The organism is Iodidimonas muriae, assembly GCF_014647255.1.
In the GTDB taxonomy this organism is placed as follows: Bacteria; Pseudomonadota; Alphaproteobacteria; order Sphingomonadales; family Rhodothalassiaceae; genus Iodidimonas; species Iodidimonas muriae.
Window position 1 is genome coordinate 39600 of the sequence record NZ_BMOV01000013.1, and the last position, 25130, is coordinate 64729.

28 protein-coding genes are annotated in these 25130 nt (G+C 52.4%); 13 read left to right on the forward strand and 15 right to left on the reverse strand.

The genetic code is table 11. The features are described 5' to 3' along the window. Positions 1-28 precede the first annotated feature (28 nt). Both IEX96_RS13235 and IEX96_RS13240 read left to right on the forward strand, forming a co-directional pair. Positions 29-784 (forward strand): SDR family NAD(P)-dependent oxidoreductase, encoded by a 756-nt coding sequence (locus tag IEX96_RS13235; RefSeq protein ID WP_150006160.1) that lies wholly within the window; start codon positions 29-31, stop codon positions 782-784. 40 nt (positions 785-824) lie between these two features. Next, positions 825-1805 carry a sugar kinase gene (locus IEX96_RS13240; protein WP_188874097.1) on the forward strand — a complete coding sequence of 327 codons (981 nt, stop codon included), beginning with the start codon at positions 825-827 and terminating at the stop codon, positions 1803-1805. Positions 1806-1831: 26 nt separating this feature from the next. On the opposite strand, the gene IEX96_RS13245 is transcribed toward IEX96_RS13240, so the two are convergent. Next, positions 1832-2257 carry a hypothetical protein gene (locus IEX96_RS13245; protein ID WP_229773752.1) on the reverse strand — a complete coding sequence of 142 codons (426 nt, stop codon included), beginning with the start codon at positions 2255-2257 and terminating at the stop codon, positions 1832-1834. A 321-nt stretch (positions 2258-2578) separates the two neighbouring features. On the opposite strand from IEX96_RS13245, the gene curA reads away from it, so the two are divergent. Both curA and IEX96_RS14365 read left to right on the forward strand, forming a co-directional pair. Next, positions 2579-3616, forward strand: coding sequence for an NADPH-dependent curcumin/dihydrocurcumin reductase (gene curA / locus IEX96_RS13250; RefSeq protein ID WP_150006157.1), 1038 nt, complete (start codon positions 2579-2581; stop codon positions 3614-3616). Further along, on the forward strand, positions 3537-3797 hold the full coding sequence (locus IEX96_RS14365) for a CPBP family glutamic-type intramembrane protease (RefSeq protein WP_373293772.1): 261 nt from the start codon (positions 3537-3539) through the stop codon (positions 3795-3797). The genes curA and IEX96_RS14365 overlap by 80 nt, the downstream gene beginning before the upstream one ends. Before the next feature lie 139 nt (positions 3798-3936). On the opposite strand, the gene IEX96_RS13260 is transcribed toward IEX96_RS14365, so the two are convergent. Genes IEX96_RS13260 through IEX96_RS13285 form a run of 6 tightly spaced genes read right to left on the reverse strand, consistent with a single transcriptional unit; the run spans position 3937 to position 9554 of the window. Continuing rightward, positions 3937-6432: a TonB-dependent receptor gene (locus IEX96_RS13260; RefSeq protein WP_188874099.1), complete on the reverse strand. Its 2496-nt coding sequence runs from the start codon at positions 6430-6432 to the stop codon at positions 3937-3939. Between the two features lie 42 nt (positions 6433-6474). Continuing rightward, positions 6475-7161: a glutathione S-transferase N-terminal domain-containing protein gene (locus IEX96_RS13265; protein ID WP_150006153.1), complete on the reverse strand. Its 687-nt coding sequence runs from the start codon at positions 7159-7161 to the stop codon at positions 6475-6477. Continuing rightward, positions 7158-7907 (reverse strand): glutathione S-transferase family protein, encoded by a 750-nt coding sequence (locus IEX96_RS13270; RefSeq protein WP_188874101.1) that lies wholly within the window; start codon positions 7905-7907, stop codon positions 7158-7160. The genes IEX96_RS13265 and IEX96_RS13270 overlap by 4 nt, the downstream gene beginning before the upstream one ends. 48 nt (positions 7908-7955) lie before the next feature. Next, positions 7956-8354, reverse strand: a complete 399-nt coding sequence (locus IEX96_RS13275; RefSeq protein ID WP_150006152.1) for a nuclear transport factor 2 family protein — start codon at positions 8352-8354, stop codon at positions 7956-7958. Between the two features lie 14 nt (positions 8355-8368). Continuing rightward, positions 8369-8809, reverse strand: a complete 441-nt coding sequence (locus tag IEX96_RS13280; protein WP_150006151.1) for a nuclear transport factor 2 family protein — start codon at positions 8807-8809, stop codon at positions 8369-8371. Position 8810: 1 nt separating this feature from the next. Further along, a complete protein-coding gene (locus IEX96_RS13285; protein WP_188874103.1) occupies positions 8811-9554 on the reverse strand; it encodes an aspartate/glutamate racemase family protein in 744 nt (247 codons plus the stop codon). Between the two features lie 146 nt (positions 9555-9700). Here IEX96_RS13285 and IEX96_RS13290 point away from each other — a divergent pair, with 146 nt between their 5' ends. Then, positions 9701-10339 (forward strand): GntR family transcriptional regulator, encoded by a 639-nt coding sequence (locus tag IEX96_RS13290; RefSeq protein WP_150006150.1) that lies wholly within the window; start codon positions 9701-9703, stop codon positions 10337-10339. Here the strand turns inward: IEX96_RS13290 and IEX96_RS13295 are convergent. Together IEX96_RS13295 and IEX96_RS13300 are read right to left on the reverse strand one after the other, a co-directional pair. Continuing rightward, positions 10323-10973, reverse strand: coding sequence for an isochorismatase family protein (locus IEX96_RS13295; protein ID WP_150006149.1), 651 nt, complete (start codon positions 10971-10973; stop codon positions 10323-10325). The genes IEX96_RS13290 and IEX96_RS13295 overlap by 17 nt on opposite strands. Continuing rightward, on the reverse strand, positions 10973-12172 hold the full coding sequence (locus tag IEX96_RS13300) for a CaiB/BaiF CoA transferase family protein (protein WP_150006148.1): 1200 nt from the start codon (positions 12170-12172) through the stop codon (positions 10973-10975). Before IEX96_RS13300 ends, IEX96_RS13295 begins: the two co-directional genes overlap by 1 nt. A 122-nt stretch (positions 12173-12294) precedes the next feature. Here IEX96_RS13300 and IEX96_RS13305 point away from each other — a divergent pair, with 122 nt between their 5' ends. From IEX96_RS13305 to IEX96_RS13315, 3 genes are read left to right on the forward strand one after another with little or no spacing between them, the layout of a single operon-like run. Continuing rightward, complete coding sequence (locus tag IEX96_RS13305) at positions 12295-13248, forward strand: hydroxymethylglutaryl-CoA lyase (protein ID WP_150006147.1); 954 nt, start codon at positions 12295-12297, stop codon at positions 13246-13248. Continuing rightward, complete coding sequence (locus IEX96_RS13310; protein WP_188874107.1) at positions 13245-15296, forward strand: hydantoinase/oxoprolinase family protein; 2052 nt, start codon at positions 13245-13247, stop codon at positions 15294-15296. The genes IEX96_RS13305 and IEX96_RS13310 overlap by 4 nt, the downstream gene beginning before the upstream one ends. A gap of 36 nt (positions 15297-15332) precedes the next feature. Then, on the forward strand, positions 15333-17195 hold the full coding sequence (locus tag IEX96_RS13315; protein WP_150006146.1) for a hydantoinase B/oxoprolinase family protein: 1863 nt from the start codon (positions 15333-15335) through the stop codon (positions 17193-17195). 10 nt (positions 17196-17205) lie between these two features. Here IEX96_RS13315 and IEX96_RS13320 read toward each other — a convergent pair whose 3' ends face one another. After that, positions 17206-17835 (reverse strand): glutathione S-transferase family protein, encoded by a 630-nt coding sequence (locus IEX96_RS13320; protein ID WP_150006145.1) that lies wholly within the window; start codon positions 17833-17835, stop codon positions 17206-17208. 245 nt (positions 17836-18080) lie between these two features. Here IEX96_RS13320 and IEX96_RS13325 point away from each other — a divergent pair, with 245 nt between their 5' ends. After that, a complete protein-coding gene (locus IEX96_RS13325; protein WP_150006144.1) occupies positions 18081-18620 on the forward strand; it encodes a hypothetical protein in 540 nt (179 codons plus the stop codon). Between the two features lie 56 nt (positions 18621-18676). Here IEX96_RS13325 and IEX96_RS13330 read toward each other — a convergent pair whose 3' ends face one another. The 4 genes from IEX96_RS13330 to IEX96_RS13345 form a co-directional block, all read right to left on the reverse strand. After that, entirely contained in the window at positions 18677-19399 is a 723-nt protein-coding gene (locus IEX96_RS13330; RefSeq protein WP_150006143.1) for an RNA polymerase sigma factor, read from the reverse strand. Further along, the gene (locus tag IEX96_RS13335; protein WP_150006142.1) at positions 19396-19917 is read right to left on the reverse strand and encodes a plastocyanin/azurin family copper-binding protein; all 522 of its coding nucleotides are present in this window, start codon (positions 19915-19917) and stop codon (positions 19396-19398) included. The genes IEX96_RS13330 and IEX96_RS13335 overlap by 4 nt, the downstream gene beginning before the upstream one ends. Continuing rightward, positions 19914-20339: a DUF5602 domain-containing protein gene (locus tag IEX96_RS13340; RefSeq protein ID WP_150006141.1), complete on the reverse strand. Its 426-nt coding sequence runs from the start codon at positions 20337-20339 to the stop codon at positions 19914-19916. The genes IEX96_RS13335 and IEX96_RS13340 overlap by 4 nt, the downstream gene beginning before the upstream one ends. A gap of 125 nt (positions 20340-20464) precedes the next feature. Continuing rightward, on the reverse strand, positions 20465-20866 hold the full coding sequence (locus IEX96_RS13345) for a MerR family transcriptional regulator (protein ID WP_150006140.1): 402 nt from the start codon (positions 20864-20866) through the stop codon (positions 20465-20467). A 100-nt stretch (positions 20867-20966) separates the two neighbouring features. Here IEX96_RS13345 and IEX96_RS13350 point away from each other — a divergent pair, with 100 nt between their 5' ends. The 4 genes from IEX96_RS13350 to IEX96_RS13360 are packed head-to-tail and all read left to right on the forward strand — an operon-like array spanning position 20967 to position 22815. Further along, on the forward strand, positions 20967-21881 hold the full coding sequence (locus IEX96_RS13350; RefSeq protein ID WP_150006139.1) for a transporter: 915 nt from the start codon (positions 20967-20969) through the stop codon (positions 21879-21881). Positions 21882-21897: 16 nt separating this feature from the next. Beyond that, positions 21898-22203: a heavy-metal-associated domain-containing protein gene (locus IEX96_RS13355; RefSeq protein WP_150006138.1), complete on the forward strand. Its 306-nt coding sequence runs from the start codon at positions 21898-21900 to the stop codon at positions 22201-22203. Then, entirely contained in the window at positions 22200-22415 is a 216-nt protein-coding gene (locus IEX96_RS14260; RefSeq protein WP_150006137.1) for a GDCCVxC domain-containing (seleno)protein, read from the forward strand. The genes IEX96_RS13355 and IEX96_RS14260 overlap by 4 nt, the downstream gene beginning before the upstream one ends. After that, a complete protein-coding gene (locus tag IEX96_RS13360) occupies positions 22402-22815 on the forward strand; it encodes a hypothetical protein (protein WP_229773754.1) in 414 nt (137 codons plus the stop codon). Before IEX96_RS14260 ends, IEX96_RS13360 begins: the two co-directional genes overlap by 14 nt. 6 nt (positions 22816-22821) lie before the next feature. Here IEX96_RS13360 and IEX96_RS13365 read toward each other — a convergent pair whose 3' ends face one another. Continuing rightward, positions 22822-25005, reverse strand: coding sequence for a copper-transporting P-type ATPase (locus tag IEX96_RS13365; RefSeq protein ID WP_268238515.1), 2184 nt, complete (start codon positions 25003-25005; stop codon positions 22822-22824). Positions 25006-25130: the final 125 nt, after the last annotated feature.

Genomic DNA, 25130 nt, shown 5'->3' on the forward strand with positions numbered 1-25130 from the left:
CCTCCGTTTTCTTAGATAAGGAACTGATATGAAAAAGCTTGATGGAAAAACTGCAATCGTCACAGGTGGCGGCAGAGATATCGGCAAGGCTATTTCTCTTAAACTTGCGAAACTTGGCGCCAATATTGTGGTCAATTATTATGGCGATCAGGATGCGGCTGAAAAAACGGTTGCAGAGATTACCAAGGCGGACGGAAAAGCCATATTGTTCCGCGGCGACATGACAAAGCAAGACGATGTGCTGCGCATGATCGCGCTGGCAAAAGAAACATATGGCCCTGCTATTGATTTGCTTGTGAATGTGGCCGGCGGGATCGTGGCGCGCAAAACGCTGGAAGAAATGGATGAGGATTTCTTCAGCGCCGTTGTCCGGCTGAATCTGAATTCTGCATTTTTGACCTGCAAACATGCAACACCGCTGATGAGCGCCGGGGCATCGATCGTGAATCTTGCGTCTCAGGCTGGCCGCGATGGTGGCGGCCCCGGAGCCTCTGCCTATGCCACGGGAAAAGGCGCGCTCATGACCTTTACGCGGGCCATGGCCAAGGAGCTGGGTCCAAAGGGCATCCGTGTGAATGCGGTCTGTCCCGGTATGATTGCCACCACCTTCCATGATACCTTTTCGAAGGATGAGGTCCGCAAAAATGTTGCCGCGGCAACGCCTTTGAAACGGGAAGGGCAGGCGGAAGAAGTCGCCGATCTGGTGGTTTATCTTGGGTCTGACGAGGCATCTTTCATCAATGGCGCCTGTATCGACATCAATGGCGGTTTGCTTTTCTCCTGACCCATAGGCATTCGAGCCGCTTCTTATAGATGTGATGCATATGATCAAAAAGTTTGAACAGTCCACTGTCTATGCCATTGGCGAGTGTATGATTGAATTTTCACGCACCAAGGACGGCAGTTTTCAACGGTCATTTGCAGGCGATGTCTATAACACCGCCGTCTATTTGAAGCGCCTTGCGCCCATCGGGGTGACTGTCGCATTTGTGAGCGCTGTCGGTGAGGATAAAATCTCCGGAGAAATGCTGACGTTTTGGCAAGGCGAAGGCATTTCGGTCGATCATGTGGCCCGCCTTCCGGGAAAATCGCCCGGGCTTTATGTGGTTGATACCGATGAGCAAGGAGAACGCAATTTCTCCTATTGGCGTAGCCGGTCGGCGGCACGCAAGTTGATGGATGCGGTGGAGGGGATTGCCATGGAAGGTTTGTCGGAAAAAGATATTATCTATTTTTCCGGCATTACCTTGGCAATTCTCAGCCCGCCGGATCGAGAGGCGCTGTTCGCATTTCTTCAAAATGCGAAAGAAAAGGGCGCCCTCATCGCATTCGATCCTAATTACAGACCGGCCTTATGGGAAAGCCGCGATTGTGCTGCCGCCAATACAATGGCCGCTTATGGCCTGTCTGATATGGTTCTGACCGGTGAAGAAGAAGAGGCAAATCTTTTTGGATGGCGGTCCCAAGCCACAGAAATATCCGAACTGGAACGGATAGGCGTGGCCGAAACGATCGTGAAAGCTGGTGAGCGCGGCATTTTTGGTAAGGTGCGTGGCGGGCAATTCCACGTGCCCTTTGAACCGGCGGATCGTGTTGTTGATACAACGGCAGCCGGGGATTCTTTCGCCGGTGCCTATTTGGCTTATCGGTTAAAAGGCCAAGAACCAGAACAGGCCGTGGAAAGTGCTGCACGCATTGCACGTATCGTTGTGTCATCGCCCGGCGCAATCATTGAACGGGAGCGCTTTTTTGCTCAATTACGCTCCGATAATGTTTTGGCTTCAGAGCATTCCAACGTCACCTGATAAGCGGCTCCCGTGCGGGATGTCTTTCATGCGGATGGAGGGGCTTTGCGCTGGCGGTCTTTCAGCCATGCAAGGCTTTCTTGATAGTCAAACACCAAAGACACAAGATCAACCGCAACAAGCACCCAAAGATAGACATCATATAGCCCCGTTGCTGGCGGTCTGGCGAACAGGATCAGACAAACCAGAATCGTCCATGGCAGGATATGCGGCAAGGCCATGAAGTTCGTAAAGCCGCGTTCATAAAGCATGATCGGCAGGTTCGACAGCATGGCGATATTGGCAAGGATTGCAATCCACAGTCCCATGGGCTCGGTCAGGAACAACAGGCTGGCCATATTGACGGGCACTAAAATCAGGGCGACCCAGAATTGCACCCAGAGCGGTTGAGATCGGTAAGAAATCCAGATATCACGCAACAAAGTGGTTTCTTGGTGGGGCGTTCTGGTCATGCGCTATCTCTCTATGGTCGTGGCGCCGCAAGGGGTCCGTGATCGCATACAGCCGGTTAGCTGGCCTTTGAGCCGGTGATTATGTGGGCGATCCTGCGCGTGAGAAAGATATGTTTGCAATTTTTGTTTGCAAATCTTGATCAGGGTGGCGGTGATCCCACTTTCTGAAATAGCGCATCTTGTTGTTTTTACCACATTTGTGCGCTTTTTGGCCGGGAAGGCAATCATTGAACGGGAGCCAAGTCCTTTCTTTCTTTTAGGCTATTTCGTAATTTCAATAATCCTCAATGCTATTGCAGCGCTGTTCAGGAACCCATGAGTATGACACAGACCGATAAAACGAACCGCCAATTGGTTCTGGCCGCACGGCCAAAGGGCGAACCCACAAAAGACACGCTGCGCCTTGTTACGGGGGATATCCCCTGTGCGGGGAAGGGCGAGATGCTGTTGCGCACCGAATATCTCTCGCTTGATCCTTATATGCGTGGCCGGATGAGCGATGCGCCCTCATATGCTGCGCCGGTAGAGATCGGGGATGTGATGATCGGCGGCACGGTGGCGCAAGTGGTCACCTCAAATCTGGACGGTTTCGCGCCGGGTGATTGGGTGCTGAGTTTTAATGGTTGGCAGGATTATGCCCTATCCAATGGCGAAGGCGTGGCCAATCTGGGGCGTGCGCCTGCGCATCCGTCTTGGGCGCTGGGGATTTTGGGCATGCCCGGCTTTACGGCATGGGCGGGGCTGAAACAGATCGGTGCGCCCAAGGCAGGTGAAACCATTGCTGTGGCTGCTGCAACCGGGCCTGTCGGGGCTACTGTTGGTCAAATCGGCAAGATTTTGGGATGCCGTGTGGTTGGCATTGCGGGTGGGCCGAAGAAATGTGCCTATGCGGTGGATGAACTGGGCTTTGATGCCTGTATCGATCATAAAGCGCCGGACTTTGCGGACCAATTGGCCAAGGCGAGCCCGGACGGTATCGATGTCTATTTTGAAAATGTCGGTGGCAAGGTTCTGGATGCGGTGCTCCCGCTTTTGAATGTGAATGCGCGGGTGCCGGTTTGCGGACTGGTATCGCAATATAATGCCACCAAATTACCCGATGGGCCGGATCGGATGAATTGGCTGTTGGGTCAGATCTTGCGCAAGAAGATCCTGATGCAGGGCTTCATCATCTTTGACAATTTTGGCCATCTCTATCCCCAATTTGCCAAGGAAATGGGCGGCTGGGTGGAAAGCGGCAAGATCAAATACCGCGAAGAGATCATTGATGGTCTGGAAAATGCTCCCGAAGCCTTTATTGGCCTTTTGCGGGGTGAAAATTTCGGCAAGCGCGTTATCCGCGTTGGGCAAAAGAAATAAGCACAGCTCCGACTTTGTAAAAGCAAGCCTGGTAACGGGGGTGTTTTCTTTCGAGCCGATGATCATGGCATTTACGGCGGTGCCATCTTTGCTCGCCGCGTGGCTGCGTTTACGTACTGGAAGCCTTTTGCTACCGATCCTAATTCATAATGCTGGAAATTCAGTCTCTTTCTTTGTGTGAGAATGGTCTGCGATATGCAGATGAGCGCGAAAAAAAAACGACCCGATATCCCCTTGTGTTGACCTATTTTCAGGTCTTTAGGGATATCGGGCCGTTTACCCGCAAATAGATGTCGCGGGGATGATCTCAGCGGCGGTGCTTAATAGCTGTAGCTCAACTCAAAACCAAAGCGTCGCCGTGCGCCGGGATTGAGAAAAGGGCCGCCGAATTCTGGCGCACCGATCACTTCTTCCACATAATCGGTCTTGGTTATATTGTCGGCAAAGAAGAGGGCAGACCAGTTTTCCGATTGAAATCCGGCGCGGAGGTTTAGCGTTGCGTAAGTATCGCGTCGCGTTTTGGAAAAATCACTCAGCCCGAACAAGGATGGTTGCTGGTTTTTCTGGACCGTATGGAACCATGTGGGGCCAATGATTTGAGTGTCGGCACGAACGAACAGTTCAACCCAATCGGCTAATGGCTGGGTCCATTGGCCACCCAAATTGACATTGAAGCTGGGCGTTGCCGGGGATTTATTCCCTACCGTATCAGGACGGCCGCTGTTCACCTTGATTTCGCTGTCGATGATGCTGCCATTGACCCAGGTTTTAAAGCGATCAGAGATTGCCCAGGAAACCGAACTTTCAAGCCCATAAATATCCACATCTTCGATATTGGAAACCACCCGCAGCAATCCGAATGTTCCGACAAAGAATTCGAAGAACTGCATATCATCTACATCGGTGTAAAATGCGGCTGTTTCATAGTGAACAGCGCCATCGAAGGCTGAGCCTTTTAGCCCCACTTCAAAGGCAGATGAGGTTTCTTTCTCAAAATCATCCTCAACATTTACGGTGCTGCCAAAGACGGCATTGATCTGGGTATCGACGGTGGCTTTTGAGCCCTGATTGTTGAAGCCGCCGCTTTTGAACCCAACGCCCCAATTGGCAAAGGCTGTAAGCCCAGGCGTTAGATGATAGGTGGCAGAAATTTTGGGTTGGAACTGATTGAAATTGCGATTGCGTTCGTCAATCTTGCCTTCCGGGTTGATCAGCGGGTTCAGTCCAGGATTAAGGGGCGCACCACCGGTAAAGGGCGGGCCATCGAAATCGATGAACTGCGTCAAGGCATCGGTGGGGACCAGATTGTTCACCGTGCGCTCTTCGCGGTCATAGCGGCCAGCAAAAGACAAGACGAACTTATCCGTCACATCATAGCCAAGTTCGCCAAAGACAGCATAAACATTGGTGTTGAAGCGATCATGCAAAAGCTGCTCTGTGGGATTGGGCTGGTCTTGCGGTACGAACAATTCCCGCGTCACTCCATCGCCCGTATCAATGCCAAGATTGACCCCCACCGTGCGCTTGAGATCAAGGAAATAACCGCCAATACCCCATGTCAGCCGCTCACCCATGGTGCGACCGCTCAAACGAGCCTCGATGCTGAAATCCGATTGATTGCGCACTTGAAATTGCGTGCCGTCACAAGTGGTGGGGGTGTAGGGGCCAAGCAAAGAAGTGGGGAAGCCCGGGGTTGGTCCTAAAAATTGAGGACCGGGCAAGGTAACACCTTGTTCGAATAGTTCTCGTGTTGAATCCTGGCAGGTCTGCTCATCAGTAAAAAAGCCGAAGGCACCGGATGTCCCATCGGCACTGAACGAGTTATCAATATCAGAATAGAGTGACCAGATAGTGAGGTCACCAAAATCAAAGGCGTAGTCGACCTTGGATGAAATTTCCAGAGCATCTTGTTTATTTAAAGGGTCGATGCTGGCTTGAAAAACGAAGTCATGGTCATTCACGTCTTCGAAAAATAAGGGCTGGTTAAATGCATCGGCCAATGCCGGAATTTCAAAGGCTGCATTGAATGTAATGGCCCCAGCGGTAACTTCACCATACCGCACCTTCGTATCGATGCTTAACCTGTCGGTGGGTTCGGCGAACAGCCGGGCATTGATATTCCAGTTTTCAAAATCATCGACGATAGGACGATTGTCTTGAAAGCTGTTGCGGTAAAAGCCATCAGTCTCACGATAATCGGCACTTACCCGCAAGAAAAGCTTATCTTCGATAATAGGGCCTTCCACGGACCCGTTTAAAAAAAGTGTGTCGTCTTCTGCATAGCTGGCTTTTCCGGAAGCATGAAACTCGTTGCCCGCTTTGCGTGTTGTTACCACAATGGCACCGGCGGCGGCGTTACGTCCGTAAATGGCCCCTTGTGGCCCTTTCAGGATTTCGATCTGTTGAAGAGCTGTAAATTCGCGATTAAAGGCTGCCGGGTTGGTGTAGAGGATGCCATCCATCACAAAGGCAAAGCTGGATTCCGCATCTCTGGTTCCGTTGATGCCACGAATATTTACCTGCGTATCGCCAGCTTCCGCAGCGTTCACAAGACTGACACCGGCGGTCAGGCTGATGAAATCTTCCGCACGCTCCACACCGGCATCACTGATGGTGGCACCGTCGATTACTGAAACGGTGGCAGGCACGTCTTGAATGGATTCTGCGAACCGGCGTGCTGTGACCACAATTTCTTCAAGGGTTGTATTACTATCGGCTGTTGGTTGTGTTTCCTGAGCCAGAACAGGTCCGCCGACAAGAAGGGCGAAACTTCCCACAGAACTCAAAAGTCGTCGTGTCGTGATTGGATTAGCCATTATTGTTCTCCCTGTTTATTAAATTGCCTTTGTGACGAACGGTTATTGCTGCGATCCAAACAGCGACTTTCGCGCATCATCATCAGGATTTCCGATTTTCATCACATCCCCCAGCACAGCCATGCCACGCTGCACGGCGGGGCGGGATTCAATCGTTTTCGCCCAGCGTTTTAAGTTCGGGTAATCGTCGATATTCATATGATGAAGGTCGCGGATAACCGGTGCTATCCACGGATAAGTGGCCATATCTGCGATGGAATATTCGTCGCAGATAAACTCTCGAGATTTCAGCTGGCCTTCTAGAACGCTATAGAGCCGCTTTGTTTCAGTGTGATAGCGGACCTTGGCATAAGGCACATCTTCAGGGGCATATCCCAGAAAATGCCCGCATTGCCCCAGCATTGGTCCCATGCTGGCCACCTGAAAATAAAGCCATGTTTTCACAGTCCACCGTGCATGCGCTTCGGTGGGCAAAAAACGACCAGATTTTTCTGCAAGATATTCAAGGATTGCACCAGATTCAAACAACGTAATTGGCTGTTTTTCGGGGCCTGAGCGGTCCACAAGAGTGGGGATTTTGTGATTAGGATTGAGCGCAAGGAACGTTTCCTTGAATTGCTCGCTTTTCAGGATATTGACTGGATGGACTTCATAGGCGAAGCCCATTTCCTCAAGGGCGATAGATGCCTTATGACCATTGGGCGTCGGCCAGTAATAAAGCTCGATCATAGGGAGGCTCTCCCCTGAGAAGATAGGACTTCATTGATCGATTTTCTGAAAAACCCGGGGCTCTCGTCAGCCTCGAAGTCTTTGTTCCAAAACCAGTTTACGGAATCGCGCCGCGTTGCCTCATCGAACCATGCACTTAATGCCGGGCGGCCTTTGCGCCAGTTATAACCGGGATTGACTGGATCGGCATCGCCATAGAATTTGTTGCGAAAATCGGTGTAGGAAATCATCTGCAACATGCCCACATGTCCGATGTCAAAGTGATCCCAGCCTTTTTTTGCCTCAACCTCCAGATGATCAAGGCCACGTTCGATCTTGGGCCAGATCCATTGGAATGTTTTTAGGTGCTGCTCTTTTTCCGGGTACCAGCCTTCCATCACCATCTGGACGGTTTGTTCGAACATCATGTCGGCAAGGGCGAGGCGAGTGATCGCCTCCATGCGGGTTTTGCCGTTATTAAGGGCGATGGAAGGGAATAAAGGGGGACCAGATATGCGCTGGCTATCGAGATATTCGCATATGGCCTGACTGCCAAAGATGACCTGCCCATCGGCCAGCGCGAGTGTTGGTACTTTATCCAGTGGATTGATAGGGGCCAGAGAATATTGACCGCTTACATCATCGCCATTTCGGTTCCGGAAGGGAAATGTAGGGACAAGGCTGATCTTATCCTGAAGGCCCGTTTCATGCGTCACCACCAACGTCTTGTGGATGAAAGAATGGAAGGGGGAATAGAACAGTTTCAAAGCAGCCTCCTTGCGGTCGAATATTTGGCGTTCTTATAAAAAGTTATATTATATCAATACGTTATCTCCGCTCATATAGACATAGACCTCTTGGAAACGGTCGCCGCGAACGCGCCAAAAATTTGTGTTATGTAGCAAGTTGGTGCGGCCATCCTTGGTTATCAGTTCGGCGGTGAAACTGGCGCAGATCCGGCCATTGGCGGGATCTGCGGTACATTCGAAGTCACGATGGATGATCCGCTCGAAACTGCTGAAGAAATCAGCAAACATGCGCTTGATAGCTGCCTTGCCGGCATGCGTTGTAAGGGAGGTTTGGACTGTCAGTATGGCTTCGTCATGAAAACAGGCTAATGTGCCGTCCATGTCTTTATTATCGACGCTGCCGAAATACCGTTTCACGGCAAGATTTATCAGCTCGTCTCCTGAAAGATCACTTTGATATTGCATGATTGATTATATTCCTAAACTAGAAGGTTTTCACCGCTCATATAAACAAAGACGCGCGTAAATTTGCCGTCTTTCAAATAAAAGCGATTGCAATTTTCATAGCGATGTTCTTTTGATCCATCAGGCTTTATTTCTACGCTGAATTGAGAGCATACGGATTGCCGGATAATATCAACTGTATGCACAAAATTTCCGTGCCAGATGCGATCATTATTTGATAAAAGATCTTGGAACATACGGCGAATGCCTTGATCGCGACCGTCATGTCGGGTGTCTGATGTCATTTCATGGATGAAAGCATCTTCGTGAAAACAATCGAGGACTAGATCCAGATTCTTGTTATCCACGCCGTGGAAATAACGCTTTGTCACAATATCCACATAATACTCGTAAGGGGCGATTCCATCTCGCTCTTTAGGATACTTGGTTCCTAGCCATGCAACATCGAAAGTCATGTCAGGATCTCCTTGCCAAAATCTCAGAGTCTTTCGGACATTCAGGTGTGGGGAAGGCTCGCTTCGAGTGGGATAGCCCGCATTCAAGAATCAGTTCGCACATTTTGTAGGCGGTTAGTCCGGGGTTGATTACCGGCACCGGTAGGCGTTCTGCCAGATAGCCGTGGCTTTGATGCATGGTGGTGGACCCAAGAACGATCACATGGGCGCCATCCTTTTCGATGGCCGCGAGGCTCTCTTGTTCCAGCTTTTCAAACACCACATCTTCCTTGCCTTCGAGCAATTCAGAGAGGTCCGGGCGTGTTTTAATGGATCGCATGGAGGCCAGACGGCCCCAAAGTCCATATTCAGTAAGGATTTTCCGATAGAGCGGGAACCATTCATCCCACATGGTGATAATCGAAAATTTGTGACCCAGCATGGACGCCATATGAAGGGCGGTTTGCCCCGGACCGACAACGGGGATCGAAAGACGCGAGCGCAGGGCATAAAGACCGCTATCGGATACAGTGTCGATACAAACGGCATCATATCCTTCTTCTTCCGCCTTTAGTCCGGCCTCGAAAACGGACATATCCATCAGCAGCATATCGTAATAGCTGTCGCCGAGTGCTGCGCCGTACGAGACTGCCTCGAAGTCTACCTCGTAACCTGACGCGATCTGGCTGCTAGGGAGTTGTGCGGCACGATTTTCAACACCGCTCTCGTCCATTGGGATAGGTACGATTATCTTGATACGCGGCATCGTCTCTGCCTCCTCCCAGCTTCCTACCTTTACGGTGAAATTATAGTTCGCTAGAGTTTCTGAGAGAATGCTATTGTATACAGAATGGCGCGTCAAGCACAACTATGTGAACGACGCTGTATCCAACCTGATGGGGTAAGTGAGATATGTCGAAAGCGTCGGAGAAAGCGTATCGGGAATTGCGGGAGCGGCTTTTGCGCGGGGAGTTCAACCCCGGTGACCGCTTGGTTGAAGATGAATTGGCAACCCTTTGTGGGGTGAGTCGTACCCCTATCCGTGAGGCGCTGCAAAAATTAGCTAACGATATGTTTGTGCAGCAAATTCCAAATCGCGGCACCTATGTTATGGAGATATCGGAAACAGATCAGGAAGATCTGTTCGAACTGCGTGCCGTATTGGAGGGGGTCGCAGCTGCGCGTGCGGCAAAAAATGCTGATGAAGAGACTTTAGCGCTTCTTGATAAGCAGGTTGCACGCATTGATGAAGCCTTGTCTGATAGCGATGGGTATCAGTTGGATACTTTTTTGGATGCCAATCGCCGTATACACAGCTTGATTATCGATATGGCAGGCAGTGCGCGCTTACGGGTTTTTTTGCAAAATCTAACTGAACAGCCGGTGCTGATCGGTACATTGCAGCGCTATTCTATGGCCAATCTCAAACGTTCCAATGAACATCACCGGGAAATTGTCGAAGCCTTGCGCGCGGGCGACTCCTCATGGGCGCAATCGGTGATGGTGTCCCATATTCATGCGGCCCTTCATAGTTTTAACCGCGAGAAATAAGGTTCTCCATGAGGCTTAGAGCTTCATCAAGAGGGACAATATCGGCATATTTCTGCCCAAGATCGAATAGATTGGCTTGTTGCACCTGAGCATTCCGGTCGCCGCACGCTTCCGGCACAACCAAGGGGATGAAGCCACTTTGCATGGCGTCAAGGGCCGTGGCTCTTACGCAGCCTGATGTGGTGAATCCGCAGATAAAGCAGCTGTCCACTCCCATTGCGCCCAGAGTGGATGCCAGCGATGTGCCGAAAAAGGCGCTGGCATATTGCTTTGTCACCACCAGTTCATTGCCGATGGGGGCTGGGTGATCGGGAAACTCTCCCATAGGGTTCCCGGCTTCCAACACCTTAAGAGACGCCACTTTTCGGAAAAACAGGCCGCCATCTGCGCCGCCGGGTGTATAGCGCACATTGGTGAATATCACCGGAATATTGGCCTTTCGCGCGGCATTTACCAAATTCCCGGCGGCTTTGGCAGCGGGTTCTACATTGGCATAAAGCGGTGAGGCAGGGTCCAGATATGCTTTGACAATATCGACCACCACAAGGGCTGGGCGACGCCCCATTCCAAGCCGGTTCCCAAAGCCGGCGCTGGCATAATCCTGTTCATGATTTGGTTGCCGGGTCGCGGCCATCAGATCACTCCATCTTCAGACAAGCGGGCGAGCTCTTCGCGGGTTTTTCCGAGCAGTTTGCCATAAACTTCTTCATTGTGCTCGCCCAGTTTCGGGCCGGGCCAGGCAATATGCCCGGGCGTCTCGGACAGGCGCGGGGTAACATTTTGCATCCACAGATTTTCGAACTGCTCGTGGGGGACTTTAACCAGCGCTTCACGGGCCTTGTAATGCGGATCTTCCAGCATATCCGGTGCTTTGAATATCTTGCCCGCAGGAACGCCATATTCTTCCATTAAATCAAGAAGTTCTTTGGATGTGAATGTGCATGTCCATTGGGAGATCAGGTCATCCAGCTCTTCTTGATTGGATCCTCGGGCGCTATGGGTCGCATAGCGTGGATCCTGAGCCAGTTGGGGGCGCTTCATGGCCTGGGCAAAGCGTTTGAATACGGTGTCCTGATTGGCGCCAATCAGCACCTCTCCATCCTTTACAGGATAGGCGTTGGAGGGGGCGACTCCGGGTAAAACCGAGCCTGTGCGTTCCCGTAAAAAGCCTTCAACGGTATATTCCGGCACGGTGGATTCCATCATAGCCAGAACCGATTCATAAATTGCACTATCTACCATTTGCCCTTTGCCAGTGCGTTCCCTGTGATGTAGGGCCATCAACGCCCCCATGCAGGCAAAGTTTGCGGCCAGAGAATCGCCAATGGAAATGCCGATACGGCTGGGAGGCCGGTCCGGGTGGCCTGCCAGATTGCGCAGCCCTCCCATGGCTTCACCGATCGAGCCATATCCGGCGCGTTTGGCATATGGTCCTGTTTGCCCAAATCCGGAAACCCTGATCATGATCAGGCGAGGATTGATGGCGCTCAGGGTTTCATAGCCAAGGCCCCAGCGTTCCATCGTTCCGGGACGAAAATTTTCTAAAAGAAAATCCGTCTTGGAAACCATTTCTTTTAGCAACTCCTGGCCTTTTTCGGTGCGCAGATTGAGTGTGACAGACTTCTTGTTGCGCGCAACAATGGGCCACCACAGGCCACTTTTCTGCCCCCATTGGCGCATGGGGTCTCCCCCTTCAGGCTGCTCTACCTTGATGACTTCGGCACCATGGTCGCCCATGATCTGGGCGCAAAAAGGTCCGGCGAGCAATTGGCCCATTTCGATAAGACGTAAGCCTTTTAGTGCGCCTTGGGGCTCAGTTTTCACTGCATCCATCCTCTCTCTCCTGACCTGCAATGCCAAATTTATACACAACCACGTCGGATAACTGTATACAATTGATTTTTCTTATTGCATACAATTAAACGGACTCACAAGGGAAGCAGGAGAATTCTTTTATGTCAGTCAGAAAGCCCGTCACACTTATTGATGTGGGGCCGCGTGATGGCCTGCAGAATGAAACTGTGGCGGTAGGAACGGCGGATAAAGTGGCCTTGATAAGCCGCCTGATTGACGCTGGCGTGAAACGGATAGAAGTGGCCAGCTTTGTTCATCCAAAGGCGGTGCCGCAAATGGCAGATGCTGAAGCCGTGGTGGCCGCTCTCCCTGTTCGGGATGATGTCAGCTATATTGGGCTTGTGCTCAATGAGCGTGGATTTCTTCGGGCTTTGGCCACGCGGGAAGCCGAAGGTGCTTCAATTGATGATATTGGCTGCGTCGCTGTTGCCACCGATACCTTTGCGGGGAAAAATCAAAGGCAAACCTGCATGGAAAGCGTGATGCTGGCTTGTGACATGATCCGCCGCGCCAAGCAGGAAGCGATGAGTGCACAAGTCACATTATCAGCAGTGTTTGGGTGTCCGTTTGAAGGTGAGGTGGACCCGGTGCATGTTGTGGATATGGCTAAGCGCGTGGCCGAAGCTGAGCCCGACGAAATTGCACTGGCCGATACCATCGGTGTTGCGGTCCCATCGCAGGTAAGCGATCTAGTGGGACGGGTGCGAGAGGCCGTTGGGCATATTCCTTTACGGGCACATTTTCACAATACGCGCAATACCGGTATTGCCAATGCCTGGGCCGCTTATGAAGCAGGGGTGGATAGGCTAGATGCCTCCATCGGTGGGGTTGGGGGATGTCCTTTTGCCCCCGCGGCTACCGGCAATATCGCCACGGAAGATCTTGTCTATTTGCTGCAACGATCCGGTGTGGCGTCGTCCATTGATCTGAACAAATTGATTGGAACTACAATCTGGCTGGGTGGTCTCTTAGGCCGGACCTTGCCGGCGCAGGTATCGCGGGCAGGTATTTTTCCCGCCCATGAGGAACAAAAGCAGCGGAGGAGTGTCAGATGAGTTACCGGCTGGGTGTCGATGTCGGGGGAACTTTTACCGACGTACTGGTGGTTGAGGATGCATCAGGTAAAACATGGCGTGGGAAGGTGCCTTCTACGCCCGATGACCCGTCCCGTGCGGTGATCAATGGCGCGCGCAAAGTATGTGAAGAAGTGGGCGTGAATCCTGAAGATGTGAACTATTTCTTCCACGGCACGACGGTTGCTACCAATGCTGTTCTTGAAGGCAAGGGAGCCCGTGTGGGGCTGGTGGTTACCCAAGGTTATCGACAAATTCTGCAAATTGCCCGGTCCTTTGTGCCCGGCGGTCTTGCTGGCTGGATTGTATGGCCCAAGCCCGAACCGATGGCGGCTTTGGAATGTACCATTGAAGCTCCGGAACGGATCGGGGCCGGCGGATCGATCGTGCGCGAGCTTGATGAAGCGACCCTGCGCCAGCGGTTGGAGGCATTGAAGACAGAAGGCATTGAGGCGCTAACCGTTTGCTTGATCAACAGCTATGTGAATGACGTCCATGAACGGAGGGTCGCTGAAATCTGCGCGGACATTTTCCCTGATATTCCGGTGACCATCTCTGCCGATATTTTACCTGAAATGCAGGAATATGAGCGCACGCTTACGACGGTTGCCAATTCCGCAGTGCGCCCGGTGGTGGCCCGTTATGTGCAGCATCTGCGCGAGTCCCTTGTGGAGTGGGGCATGAACGGCCAGCTTAATCTGCTGCGTTCCGATGGTGGATTGATGTCTGCCGAAAAATCTCGGGAAGCGCCGGTGAGCTTGCTGATGTCTGGTCCCGCAGGCGGTGTTGCCGGTGCGTTATGGGTGGCGCGCAATGCCGGGATCGATAATTTGCTGACATTGGATATGGGGGGCACATCTACGGATGTGGCGCTGATTGAAAATGGCGAACCGCGTTTGCGCCGTGAAACATCGGTTGGAGATCTGACGGTACGCGCCAGTTCTCTCGATATTCGTACGGTAGGCGCGGGTGGTGGGTCGATCGCCCATGTGCCGGAATTGACAAAAGCCCTGCGGGTTGGCCCGGAAAGTGCCGGTGCTCTTCCTGGCCCTGCGGCTTATGGGCGAGGCGGAAAGCTCCCCACTGTAACCGATGCCAATGTGGTGTTGGGATATCTGCCGGAAAGCCTTTTGGGCGGCGATATGGAGCTGGACCGAAAAGGCGCGTGGCTTGCCGTGAAATCCGTGGCCGATGCGCTTGATATTTCGGTGGAAAAAGCAGCCGAAGGTATCATCGATATTGTGAATGAGCATATGTTCGGGGCTTTGCGGCTGGTTTCGGTGCAGCAAGGTTATGATCCGCGTGATTTTGCGCTGATGGCCTTTGGTGGCGCGGGTCCTTTGCACGCCAATGCCTTGGGACTTCTCATGGGCTCTTGGCCTGTGGTGATTCCGCCAAGCCCCGGCGTTCTATGTGCTTATGGCGATGCCACCACGCGGCTTCGGGCGGAAACACAGCGCAGTTTCAATCGGACCAATGACCAAACCAGCGACGAAGAAATCGCGGCTCTACTTGATGAAATCGGCTCGGAAGTTACGGCAGATCTGATTGCGGAAGATATTGCACAGTCGGAGATCACTTTGCGCTATGAAATAGACGTGCGATATCGCGGTCAGGCCTTTGAGGTACCCCTTGCAATCGAGGCGGAAGCCTTCCGTAAGGGAACCGGTCTTGCAAGACTGATCCAAAGCTTCGACACCGAACATAAGCGGTTGTTTACCTTCAATCTGGATGTGCCGCGCGAGCTGGTGAATGTGCGGGTAACAGCCCTTGGCCCTTCTGGTGAGTTGAAACCCGGGGTCATTCCTTCAGGGAATGGTGATCCTTCAGGGGCCAAATTGCGTGACCACAAAGTGTATATGGGGGGCGAGGAAAAAGCGGCGGCAATCTATGCCCGTGACCGATTGCGGGCAGGAGATCATATCGTTGGTCCCGCTGTTATTATCGAGATGGATTCCACCACCTTGCTTCATGATGGCTGCGTCGCGGACATCGACGATCACGGCAATATCCTGATCGTGCAGGCCTGATCGGCTCGGCAAGCCCAGATAATTCGGAGATTTTTGATGACAGCACGTATCGTGGAAACCAATCCGACGCCTTTCAATCCCTGTGAGGTGGATCCCATCACATTGGATATCGTTGAAAATGCACTCAAAAATGCGCGTAACGAAATGGACGCGACGGTCTATCGCACAGCCATGAGCCCCGGCATTCGTGAACAGGGCGATTCCTTTCCGCTGATTGCGGACCGTAAAGGTCGTATGGTGGTCGGGCAGTTTGGCAGCTTTATTCAGGGATTCCTCAATGGTTTTGAGGGGGATATTGAAGATGGCGATGTGATCTGGCTCTCGGATCCCTATTCTTGTGAAGGGGCGGTGAGCCATAATAATGACTGGTTGATTTTGCTGCCTATTTTCCGCGATGGACGGTTGGTCGCATGGGCTTCTCATTTCGGACATCAAACCGATGTGGGGGGGAAGGTGCCCGGATCGCTCCCTACGGATGGTGGATCGATCTTTCAAGAAGGCATCCGTATTCCGCCTGTGAAGCTTTATAAAAAAGGCGAATTTCAAGAGGAAATTCTCAATCTGGTTCTGCATCAGGTGCGTATGCCCGAATGGTGCCGATCGGATTTGAACGCTCTTTTGGCGGCTTGTCGCGCTGCTGAACGGCGGGTGCATGAAATGTGTGCGCGGTTTGGCGATGATGTGTTTGTTGCCGCCAATGAGGAATTGCTGGCGCGCAATTATCGGGCCATGGAGCAGCTTATCCAGACGACGGTTTCGGAAGAGAAGCTGAGCTTTACCGATTATATTTGCGACGATGGCAGGGGATTTGGTCCCTATAAGATTCATTGCACCATGTGGCGTGAAGGAAATCGGGTGATCCTCGATTTTGATGGCACCGACCCACAATCGGAAAGTTCGATCAACTTTTATATGAATGAAAACATGTTCAAGATGTTTTTTGGCATCTATATGATCATGGTGTTCGATCCGCAGATCCTGTTCAATGATGGCTTTTATCCACTGGTGGATGTGCGCATCCCTGATGGCTCGCTTTTAAAACCAAAATTCCCCGCGGCGCTGTCTTGCCGCACGCATGCCTTGGGCCGGATTTTTGATATTTTGGGTGGACTTTTGGGGCAAAGGCAGCCGCAGTTCCTTAATGCTGCGGGTTTTTCCTCCAGCCCGCATTTGATGTTTTCCGGGTATAATCCCGATGGAAGCTGGTTTCAGCTTTTCCAGATTGGCTTTGGCGGTATTCCGGGGCGGCCCTTTGGTGATGGTCCTGATGGACATTCTTTATGGCCGGGTTTCACCAATGTTCCGAACGAATTTCTGGAACGTTATTACCCTATGCGTATCGAGCGCTATGAAACCGAGATCGACAGCGGTGGTGCAGGCAAGCACCGGGGAGGAAATGGTATCATCATGACCTATCGTTTCCTGAGCGAAGGCACCATTTCTATTCATGATGATCGCTGGTTCATTCATCCTTGGGGCGTCAATGGCGGAACACCGGGCAAGCGTGCCCGCAAGATCCTTGAACGTGCCGACGGCACCCGCACGGTGATCGGAAATAAGATCGACGAACTAAAGGTCCATGATGGCGACCAACTTCACTATATCACCTGGGGCGGTGGCGGTTGGGGCGACCCTCTGGAGCGGGATGCGGACCTTCTGGCCCTTGAATACAAGCGCGGACTGGTAAGCCGTGAAGGGGCCAAGCGTTATGGTGTGGTGTTGGATGATGCCGGAAAAGTGGATGAAGCGGCTACCAATGCGTTGCGCGCTGATATGCGAGCCAACCGCGAAGACATTCCAGTGTTCGACTTTGGTCCGCCCATCGAAGAGCTGAGAAAGAATGCGCTTGAGGAAACCGGGCTTGCTGCCCCTCGGCCACCCCACCAGCAAAGCCTTTAGGGGGAAGGGATTATAATAGCGGATAGGCGAGATTTCCCGTTCCTAGAACCGGGTGATCAAAGCGCTCATCGCTTGCCAATGGGCCAAGCTTTAGTGTTTGGGCAGCCTTTTCTTCCGGTATCGCGGCGCAATCGGTGAGAGTCATCGTTTGCGCCGTGCCAAGCCCGAGTGCATGAACTCTTCGATGCCACGAAGCTAAGTGCGCGTCTGGCCTTTTTATAGCTGGACAGGATGTGAGAAAAAACCACCCTTCCACGTCGGCAAGGCCGGGGCGGGTACCTTGCAAATAGGGTCGGCCATCGGCAAGTTGTCGCGCCAAAAGTTGAGCATGGGCCAAAAGAGTTTCAGGGTTTTCTTCGCTAGCCCGTATCGCATGGGCGCTCCAAAAGCCAAGCGCCAAAGGCATGCCGTTATTACCATTGGGAAACAATGTCGGCTCTGGACAGGCAGCTTCTAAAGCCAGCGTGGCCAATTGCGCTCCGCTAAAAAAACGCCGACCCCATTGGATATAAATGCCAGCTTCGTCCTTGTCGAAGGGGTCTCCATTCTCGGTCAATCCATAAGTGCAGCCTTTCAATGCAAGAATTTTGCGCAATTTAAGCGCAAGGGAAGAGGAGGGATGAGCATGAAGAACAAGCATAGCAGCCTGAGGCTCCTTTCTTCTAAGTGCGAACTTTCATCACAGAGTATATTCTTGCTGATAACAAGCTCTTTTGTCTGGTGCCGTTCGATGGAAATTGAGGGGGCGCGGTGCGGGAAATAAAAGAAGATTGAAGGTGCTCTAAAAAATATTCTAATAATTCGAGGAGACTATTATTTCTTGAATATATTGAAATCTGTGTGAGGAAAAAACGCTGCAAAGCAGTGTGGGCATGGGGACATAAAATGCGTGAATATGCTTCAAGGCTTGTCTTTGGTTTCTTTGTTTTTCTAATGGCAGGCTGCGCGTCCCCCGCACAAAAACAAAATATGATTGTCGATCAAAGCGCGCTTGTGAAAGAGGCAGAAAACAGCCGCTTTTTACAATCCCTGATGATCACTTCCGTTTCCGGGGGTGAAGAGACAAACCCGCTTTGGACATCTGAAATTGATTCAGATGCCTTTCATGAGGCGTTGGCGGACTCGCTGGAGCATAGCGGGTTGATGGCGGAAACACCGGAACAAGCAAAATATGAATTACGTGCAATTCTTGCGAAAGTGAAACAACCGCTTTTCGGATTCAATTATACCGTTACATCAGATGTAAGCTATCTCATCACCGAAAAAAGCTCTGGAAATTTGATCTTAGAAGAAGAGATTTCTACCCCCTACACGGCATCTTTAGGGGAGTCTATCTATGGGGTTAAACGCCTGAGATTGGCAAATGAAGGGTCTATCAGGGAAAATATCAAGACCCTTATCGCGCGTATTTTGAGTATGAAATAAGGCTTGGTCGCCGTTTATTCTACTTGGTCAGGTATTAAATGCGATTAGATTGCTGATTAATTTTTCGCGTTATTCAGGCGCTGAGCAAGAGTGATTATAACGCGATCCGCCATGTCAAGGCATTGTTTATCCTCAAAGGGGTGCATATCTTGAAAGCAGGGTGCAAAGGAGCGTTCCAAAGTGCTACGCATCCATTGCCGAGCGCGATACAGCCGTGTTTTCACTGTTTCTGGGCGAATTGAAAGCAGCTCGGCGGTCTCATTTGTGCTCATCCCCTCAATGTCGCGCAAAATGAAAACCATTCGTAAGGGCGTGCGCAAATTGTCTACGGCCGTTTCTAGAATTTTCTGGATTTCATGACGGACGGCCTGTGCTTCGGGGGTGGCAGGTCGAGGGGACGTGGGAAACACGACCAGTGTCGCTCCTGAAGGGGTGCGGGTTTCTTCTGCCAATTGTGATAATTGAGCTTTGCGGCGGCGATTTTTTCGTAATCGATTTGAAGCTTGATTGAGGACGATGTGGGTTAACCATGTGGAAAAAGCAGACTCATGACGGAAGTCATCAAGTCGTGTAAAAGCATGTAAATAGGCTTCTTGTACTACGTCTTCGGCTTCCGAATCGTTGCGCAAAATACCGCGTGCAACGCGAAAAAGTTGCTGATTATAACGAGTGATAAGAGCTCGGACGGCCGGTTCATCACCATGTTGCACACGGGCTAAAAGTGCATCATCCGAAGTCCTTTGTGCTGCCCTCGATCCACTATGCGTGGCTGATCTCATTGCGCCATTTCCGCATGGATTCTTCCCCGTGCCAAAATATCGTGTACGCTAGGGAAGGCATTGAGGGCGGCTTTTGGAAGGTCCGCATCATTCTTCCAAGCGGTATCTTTCGGCGAACCGACAACAATGCGCCCCACCATTCCGGCTTGTTCATGGGGCACGCAGAAATAATCGTAGACGCCTTCTTTTTCGAAGGTGAAAGAGAATGTTTCGCCAGGCATGAGATAGTCTGAATCCCATGGCTGTGCGGTTTCAGGGATGCGCCGCGGACGTTGGTAATTTGTCGGGTGATAGGCCGTTGCGGTGTGGGCATTGCCCGGGTCGTGGTTGAACCAGCGAACGGTTTGACCCGGCATTATGTGAAGGCCAATGGGATCAAACCAGACATATCCGCCATTGAGGTTACCTTGCATGGCAACCTCAATGGCGGCCCCAGCGCGCAATAGCCGAGACGGCGCGATGAGGACGGGAGCGATGACCCCTGCCGCCAAAAGCACTGTGCGCCGGGGAATGCTCATTTCGCCACGCGAGATTCTTTATTGGCAGGGATATGCCACATCACGATATGCGCATGGGGTTCGCCAACGCCGGGATGTCCGGCATTGTAATACACATCTACGTGATCCACATTGCCGCCGGGGGCACTAAGATTGTCGAAGCTGTTGTTTGGATTGATGTCTTTCAAAGGCACCATATAAATCGTGCTGACCAGCTTTTTATCATGGTCATAAGCAAGAAATGGTCCGGCGGGGAGGGTGGCCGGATCAACAAACAACTGCCCCATACCCGGTAGAAAATCGGGCAACGGCACCAATTTGCTTACCTGCTGATAAGGCGAGGCGGGAGGGGATTTCACAATGGATTTATCAGCACTTCCAGCGAATGCAGTCAGGCTGACACTCGCCAACAATGCGCTGGCTAACGACAAGGCTTTTTTCATCTCCAGTCCTCCGGTTCCATAAAGCGCTGTTGGGCGCGGGATATTCATTGGATGCCGGACAGCCGAAAATGTTCCCGATTTTTAAGAAAAAGAGAAAAGGGCGGGTCGTGTGGCGAATGTACCGCTCATGCAAAAAGCTGTTCCAGAATGGGGCAATGGGTGTCGTCGCCACCCTCGCAGCTTTGGGCGAGGGTGTTTAACGCCCGTTCCATGCGTTTGAGATCGGCAATTTTGGTGCGGACGGTCCGAAGATGCGTGGTGGTTTTTTCTTTGACCTCGCGGCAGGTGCGATTGTCATTTTGTCGAAGGTCCAACAATGTCCGCACATCATCCAATGAGAATCCCAATTCCCGGCACCGTTTTACAAAGGACAGCCGTTTTCGGTCGTCTTCTTCATAGATCCGTTGCCCGCCTTCACTGCGCGGTGGTGAGGGGATCAGCCCGATCCGTTCATAATAACGGATGGTTTCGATTTTTATGCCGGTGGTTTTGGCCAAGGCACCAATGGTTGTTCGCTGCGCTGCCATTTGCCGATCCTTTTCCCTTATACGAATTTAAGTCTTGAACCTGTAGTCACTACAGGGATTAAGCTGCTTCTTCAATGAGTCGTTCAAAAGGGTATCGTTCGTGGCTATTGCTGTTTCTTCTGCGTTTAAAATCAAGCGATTGCCGCACCGTCTCTTCGGTTTCGCGGGCGGGCTCGTGCTGTTTGGCTGCGGCGCTGCTTTTGCCGCGCCCGTTACGTTCAATACGGCTTTGCCTGTTGGCAAAGGGGCGTTCGTTTTACGCAATCAGCTTATATACAGCGAGGCGAGCCGGAACGGAACCGGGCTTTCGGACCTGCGTGATGTGGCCCTGCTGGGCTATGGCCTGTCGCCGGATTTGGCGTTATTTGGCTCTGCATCCTGGTTGCGGCGTGATGTGGATACGGCATCTGGTTTAAGCAGAGATGCCGATGGCTTGGGAGATGTGCAGGTGTTTGCCCGCTATACCGCCTATCGCCATGATTTTTCCGGCGGGGCTTTCCGGGTTGCTCCATTCTTTGGGATAGAGCTTCCTACCGGGGAAAACCGCAAACGCGATAGTCTGGGACAACTTCCACCGGGTCTTCAGCCCGGGTCCGGCTCTGTGGATGGGTTGGCGGGGGCCGTTGTTTCCTGGGCATCTTTGGATATGAATATCGATGGGCAGGTTTTCTGGCAGGAAAATACCAAGGCCAATGGCATCAATAAAGGCGATGTGTTCAAAGCCGATGCGGCCTTTTATCGTCGCGTTTATCCACGGGAGCTATCGGCCTATACCAAGGGCTTTTTGTTCGGCGGGCTGGAAGTGAACTACCGCCATGAGGGGCGCACCCGGATGAACGGGGTGATCGACCCCGATAGCGGCGGTGAAACGCTTTTTCTAACGCCGGGGCTGCATTATGCCCGCAGGCTTTGGATGCTGGAAGGGGCGGTGCAAATTCCCGTGGCCCAAAGCACCAATGGCACCAATCTCCAGCAAGATTTTTCTGTGCGCATCGGTATTCGGATCAATCTTTGAAACAAGGAAATAACAGATGAGAAAATTTGGTTTTGTGCTGGGTGCGCTTTTATTGGCCGCCGCCCCTGCCGCCGCCAAGGACGCGCAATATGTGCTGCATATCGACGGGATTACCTGCCCGTTTTGCGTGGCGACATCTGAAAAGGCCCTGAAGAAAATCGACGGGGTGAAATCGGTGAAATCCAGCCTGCGTGATGGCACGATCACCGTGTGCGCCGATGATGAAAAAGTAACCTTCACCGATGAACAACTGCTCGAATTGTTTAAGGAAAAAGGCTTTACCTATCGCGGCAAGGAAGAAACCGGAGCCTGCACGGCATGATCGAGCGGCAGTCTGTGCTCACTTGTCCGACATGCGGTTTTGAAAAGGCGGAACCGATGCCGGAAGATGCCTGCCTGTTCTTTTATGAGTGCACCAATTGCAAAAGCCTGTTGCGTCCGAAAGCAGGTGATTGCTGCGTGTTTTGCTCTTATGGATCGGTGGCATGCCCACCAATCCAGCAAGAAAGGGTGGCCGCCCATGAGCGCGCCTGATATGGACGCCGGCAAAATGGCAAGGCCGCGAAAATGGGGCTGGCTGATCCTGCTCAGCAGCACCACCACATTGGTGTGCTGTGTGATTCCCATTGTTCTGGTGAGCCTTGGTTTGGGAGCAACGGTTGCCAGCCTATACAGCACTGTGCCGTTTCTTTCTTCTTTGGGTCTGCACAAGGAATGGACCTTTGCGCTAACGGCGCTGGTGCTGTTGGCGGCAGCCTGGGCATTGTTTCGTCCTGGCCGGGCGTGCCCCGCCGATCCGGATCTGGCCAAGGCTTGTCAGTCTGCCGATAAGTGGAACCGGCGATTGTTTTTCGGCTCGGTCGCTTTGTGGGGCATCAGCTTCTTTACAGCCTATCTGTTGCTTCCCATTGCCCTATGGCTTGGTGTTTTTTAGCATCCTTCACGCATCAAGGCGCACGGTGCGTAGCCGCAAGGCATTGCCGATCACCGATACCGAAGACAGGCTCATGGCCGCTGCGGCAAAAACAGGTGACAACAAAACACCGAACAGGGGATAAAGCAGCCCTGCCGCAAGGGGAATGCCCGCGCTGTTATAAATCAACGCAAAGAACAGATTCTGCTTGATATTGCGCATGGTGGCCAAGGAAAGCCTGCGCGCTCGAACGATGCCGCCCAGATCGCCATTTACCAGTGTGAATCCCGCGCTTTTAATGGCCACATCGGCACCTGTGCCCATGGCGACCCCCACATCCGCCTGTGCCAAAGCCGGGGCATCGTTCACCCCATCGCCCGCCATGGCGATGATATGCCCTGCGGCTTGCATGTCCTTGATGATCTGTGCCTTGTCAGCGGGCAGAACATCGGCGCGAATTTCATCAATATCCAGCTTTGAAGCCACAGCCCTTGCTGTGCGCTCATTATCACCGGTGGCCATGACAATGCGAAAGCCCAATTCATGAAGGGCCTTGAGCGCTTCCGGAGTGGTTTCTTTGATGGGGTCTGCCACGGAAACCATTCCGGCAATGGTTTCTTCAACCGCCAGGAACATCACCGTTTCACCATTGTCGCGGCGCCTATTGGCGGCCTGTTCCAAAGGCTGGGAGTGAAGTCCGAGCTCGGCCATTAGAGCCGCATTACCAAGGGCGACAGATTTGCCGTCTATCTGGCCGCGCACGCCTTTCCCGGTCACCGCCTCGAAATTGCTGACGGGTGATGTATCAAGTCCACGCTTTGTTGCACCTGCCAAAATGGCTTCGGCAAGGGGATGTTCTGATCCCAGCTCAAGGCTTGCGGCAAGGCACAACACGTCATTTTCCTGCCAAGCCTTCGCCGTTGTGATGCTGGCCAGCTTGGGCTTGCCTTCTGTCAGGGTGCCGGTTTTGTCCACAATCAGTGTGTCCACCTTGGCAAAACGCTCCAATGCCTCAGCATTTTTGATAAGCACGCCCATTTGTGCACCACGTCCGGTGGCTGTCATGATCGACATGGGGGTTGCAAGGCCCAAAGCACAAGGGCAGGCGATGATCAACACCGCAATGGCCGACACCAGTGCATAGGCATAAGACGGTTCCGGGCCCCAGATCGCCCAGACGATAAAGGAAAGAATGGCTATGGCGATCACGGCGGGTACGAATTTTCCGGCCACCGCATCGGCCAGTTTTTGGATGGGGGCGCGGGACCGCTGCGCCGAGGCCACCATTTCCACAATGTGGCTCAAGATGGTGTCGGCACCAACCCGTTTGGCTTCTATCACCACGGTGCCGGTGCCATTGAGCGTGGCTCCGGTAACCTGATCCCCTCCGGTTTTTTCCACCGGAATTGGTTCACCGGAAATCATCGATTCATCCACCGACGTGCGGCCTTCGATCACAACGCCGTCCACCGGGATTTTTTCGCCGGGACGCACGCGAATATGGCTCCCTACAATGACATCCTCGATGGGCACGTCTTTTTCCTGGCCATCGGGGTGGATGATCCGTGCTGTTTTTGCGGCCAGATCCAAAAGTGCTCGGATCGCATCGCCCGTGCGGTCGCGGGCCTGAAGTTCCAGTATTTGCCCCAAAAGCACCAGCACCACGATGGCTGCCCCGGCTTCAAAATAGACCCCCACAGCGCCCTCGGCATTGCGGAAGCCTTCGGGAAAAATCTGCGGAGCGATGACCGCGACCATACTAAACAGATAGGCAGCCATTACCCCTATGCCGATCAGGCTGAACATATTGAGATTGAGGCTTTTGAAGGATTTTATGCCGCGCACCAGAAAGGGCCATCCGGAATACAAGACCACCGGCGTGCTCAGGATCAATTCACCCCATAAAGCCGTGCGCGCGCCGATCCAGTGATGCACAGGCAGCCTCAGCATCGGCCCCATGGACAAGATCAGCAAAGGGACAATCAGGGCAAGGCCAATAAGAAAACGGCGCTTGAAATCGACCAGTTCCGGGTTCGGTTCATCGCTGATGCTTGTTGCATCCTTTGGCTCCAGCGCCATGCCGCAAATGGGGCAGTCGCCGGGGCCGATTTGTTCGATCTCCGGATGCATAGGGCAGGTGTGCACCGCGCCGGGAGACGCCTTTGCAACAGGTTTTGAGAGGGTATGGGATGAACAGCAATCTTGGGCCATGAAATCTCCCGGTGATGGCATATCGTGTGGATCACACGCCATATGTGTCCTTTCAGTGACTAGGTTCAGGACTCATTAAAGCCACCAAATTACGATAGCAGCAATACAGATTGCAGAAAAAAATG

Bases quoted from the DNA above. Each gene is read 5' to 3' on its own strand.
- IEX96_RS13235 (WP_150006160.1), top strand. From the start codon at position 29: ATGAAAAAGCTTGATGGAAAAACTGCAATCGTCACAGGTGGCGGCAGA.
- IEX96_RS13240 (WP_188874097.1), top strand. From the start codon at position 825: ATGATCAAAAAGTTTGAACAGTCCACTGTCTATGCCATTGGCGAGTGT.
- IEX96_RS13245 (WP_229773752.1), bottom strand. From the start codon at position 2,257: ATGACCAGAACGCCCCACCAAGAAACCACTTTGTTGCGTGATATCTGG.
- curA (WP_150006157.1), top strand. From the start codon at position 2,579: ATGACACAGACCGATAAAACGAACCGCCAATTGGTTCTGGCCGCACGG.
- IEX96_RS14365 (WP_373293772.1), top strand. From the start codon at position 3,537: ATGCTCCCGAAGCCTTTATTGGCCTTTTGCGGGGTGAAAATTTCGGCA.
- IEX96_RS13260 (WP_188874099.1), bottom strand. From the start codon at position 6,432: ATGGCTAATCCAATCACGACACGACGACTTTTGAGTTCTGTGGGAAGT.
- IEX96_RS13265 (WP_150006153.1), bottom strand. From the start codon at position 7,161: ATGATCGAGCTTTATTACTGGCCGACGCCCAATGGTCATAAGGCATCT.
- IEX96_RS13275 (WP_150006152.1), bottom strand. From the start codon at position 8,354: ATGCAATATCAAAGTGATCTTTCAGGAGACGAGCTGATAAATCTTGCC.
- IEX96_RS13280 (WP_150006151.1), bottom strand. From the start codon at position 8,809: ATGACTTTCGATGTTGCATGGCTAGGAACCAAGTATCCTAAAGAGCGA.
- IEX96_RS13285 (WP_188874103.1), bottom strand. From the start codon at position 9,554: ATGCCGCGTATCAAGATAATCGTACCTATCCCAATGGACGAGAGCGGT.
- IEX96_RS13290 (WP_150006150.1), top strand. From the start codon at position 9,701: ATGTCGAAAGCGTCGGAGAAAGCGTATCGGGAATTGCGGGAGCGGCTT.
- IEX96_RS13295 (WP_150006149.1), bottom strand. From the start codon at position 10,973: ATGGCCGCGACCCGGCAACCAAATCATGAACAGGATTATGCCAGCGCC.
- IEX96_RS13300 (WP_150006148.1), bottom strand. From the start codon at position 12,172: ATGGATGCAGTGAAAACTGAGCCCCAAGGCGCACTAAAAGGCTTACGT.
- IEX96_RS13305 (WP_150006147.1), top strand. From the start codon at position 12,295: ATGTCAGTCAGAAAGCCCGTCACACTTATTGATGTGGGGCCGCGTGAT.
- IEX96_RS13310 (WP_188874107.1), top strand. From the start codon at position 13,245: ATGAGTTACCGGCTGGGTGTCGATGTCGGGGGAACTTTTACCGACGTA.
- IEX96_RS13315 (WP_150006146.1), top strand. From the start codon at position 15,333: ATGACAGCACGTATCGTGGAAACCAATCCGACGCCTTTCAATCCCTGT.
- IEX96_RS13320 (WP_150006145.1), bottom strand. From the start codon at position 17,835: ATGCTTGTTCTTCATGCTCATCCCTCCTCTTCCCTTGCGCTTAAATTG.
- IEX96_RS13325 (WP_150006144.1), top strand. From the start codon at position 18,081: ATGCGTGAATATGCTTCAAGGCTTGTCTTTGGTTTCTTTGTTTTTCTA.
- IEX96_RS13330 (WP_150006143.1), bottom strand. From the start codon at position 19,399: ATGAGATCAGCCACGCATAGTGGATCGAGGGCAGCACAAAGGACTTCG.
- IEX96_RS13335 (WP_150006142.1), bottom strand. From the start codon at position 19,917: ATGAGCATTCCCCGGCGCACAGTGCTTTTGGCGGCAGGGGTCATCGCT.
- IEX96_RS13340 (WP_150006141.1), bottom strand. From the start codon at position 20,339: ATGAAAAAAGCCTTGTCGTTAGCCAGCGCATTGTTGGCGAGTGTCAGC.
- IEX96_RS13345 (WP_150006140.1), bottom strand. From the start codon at position 20,866: ATGGCAGCGCAGCGAACAACCATTGGTGCCTTGGCCAAAACCACCGGC.
- IEX96_RS13355 (WP_150006138.1), top strand. From the start codon at position 21,898: ATGAGAAAATTTGGTTTTGTGCTGGGTGCGCTTTTATTGGCCGCCGCC.
- IEX96_RS14260 (WP_150006137.1), top strand. From the start codon at position 22,200: ATGATCGAGCGGCAGTCTGTGCTCACTTGTCCGACATGCGGTTTTGAA.
- IEX96_RS13360 (WP_229773754.1), top strand. From the start codon at position 22,402: ATGAGCGCGCCTGATATGGACGCCGGCAAAATGGCAAGGCCGCGAAAA.
- IEX96_RS13365 (WP_268238515.1), bottom strand. From the start codon at position 25,005: ATGGCCCAAGATTGCTGTTCATCCCATACCCTCTCAAAACCTGTTGCA.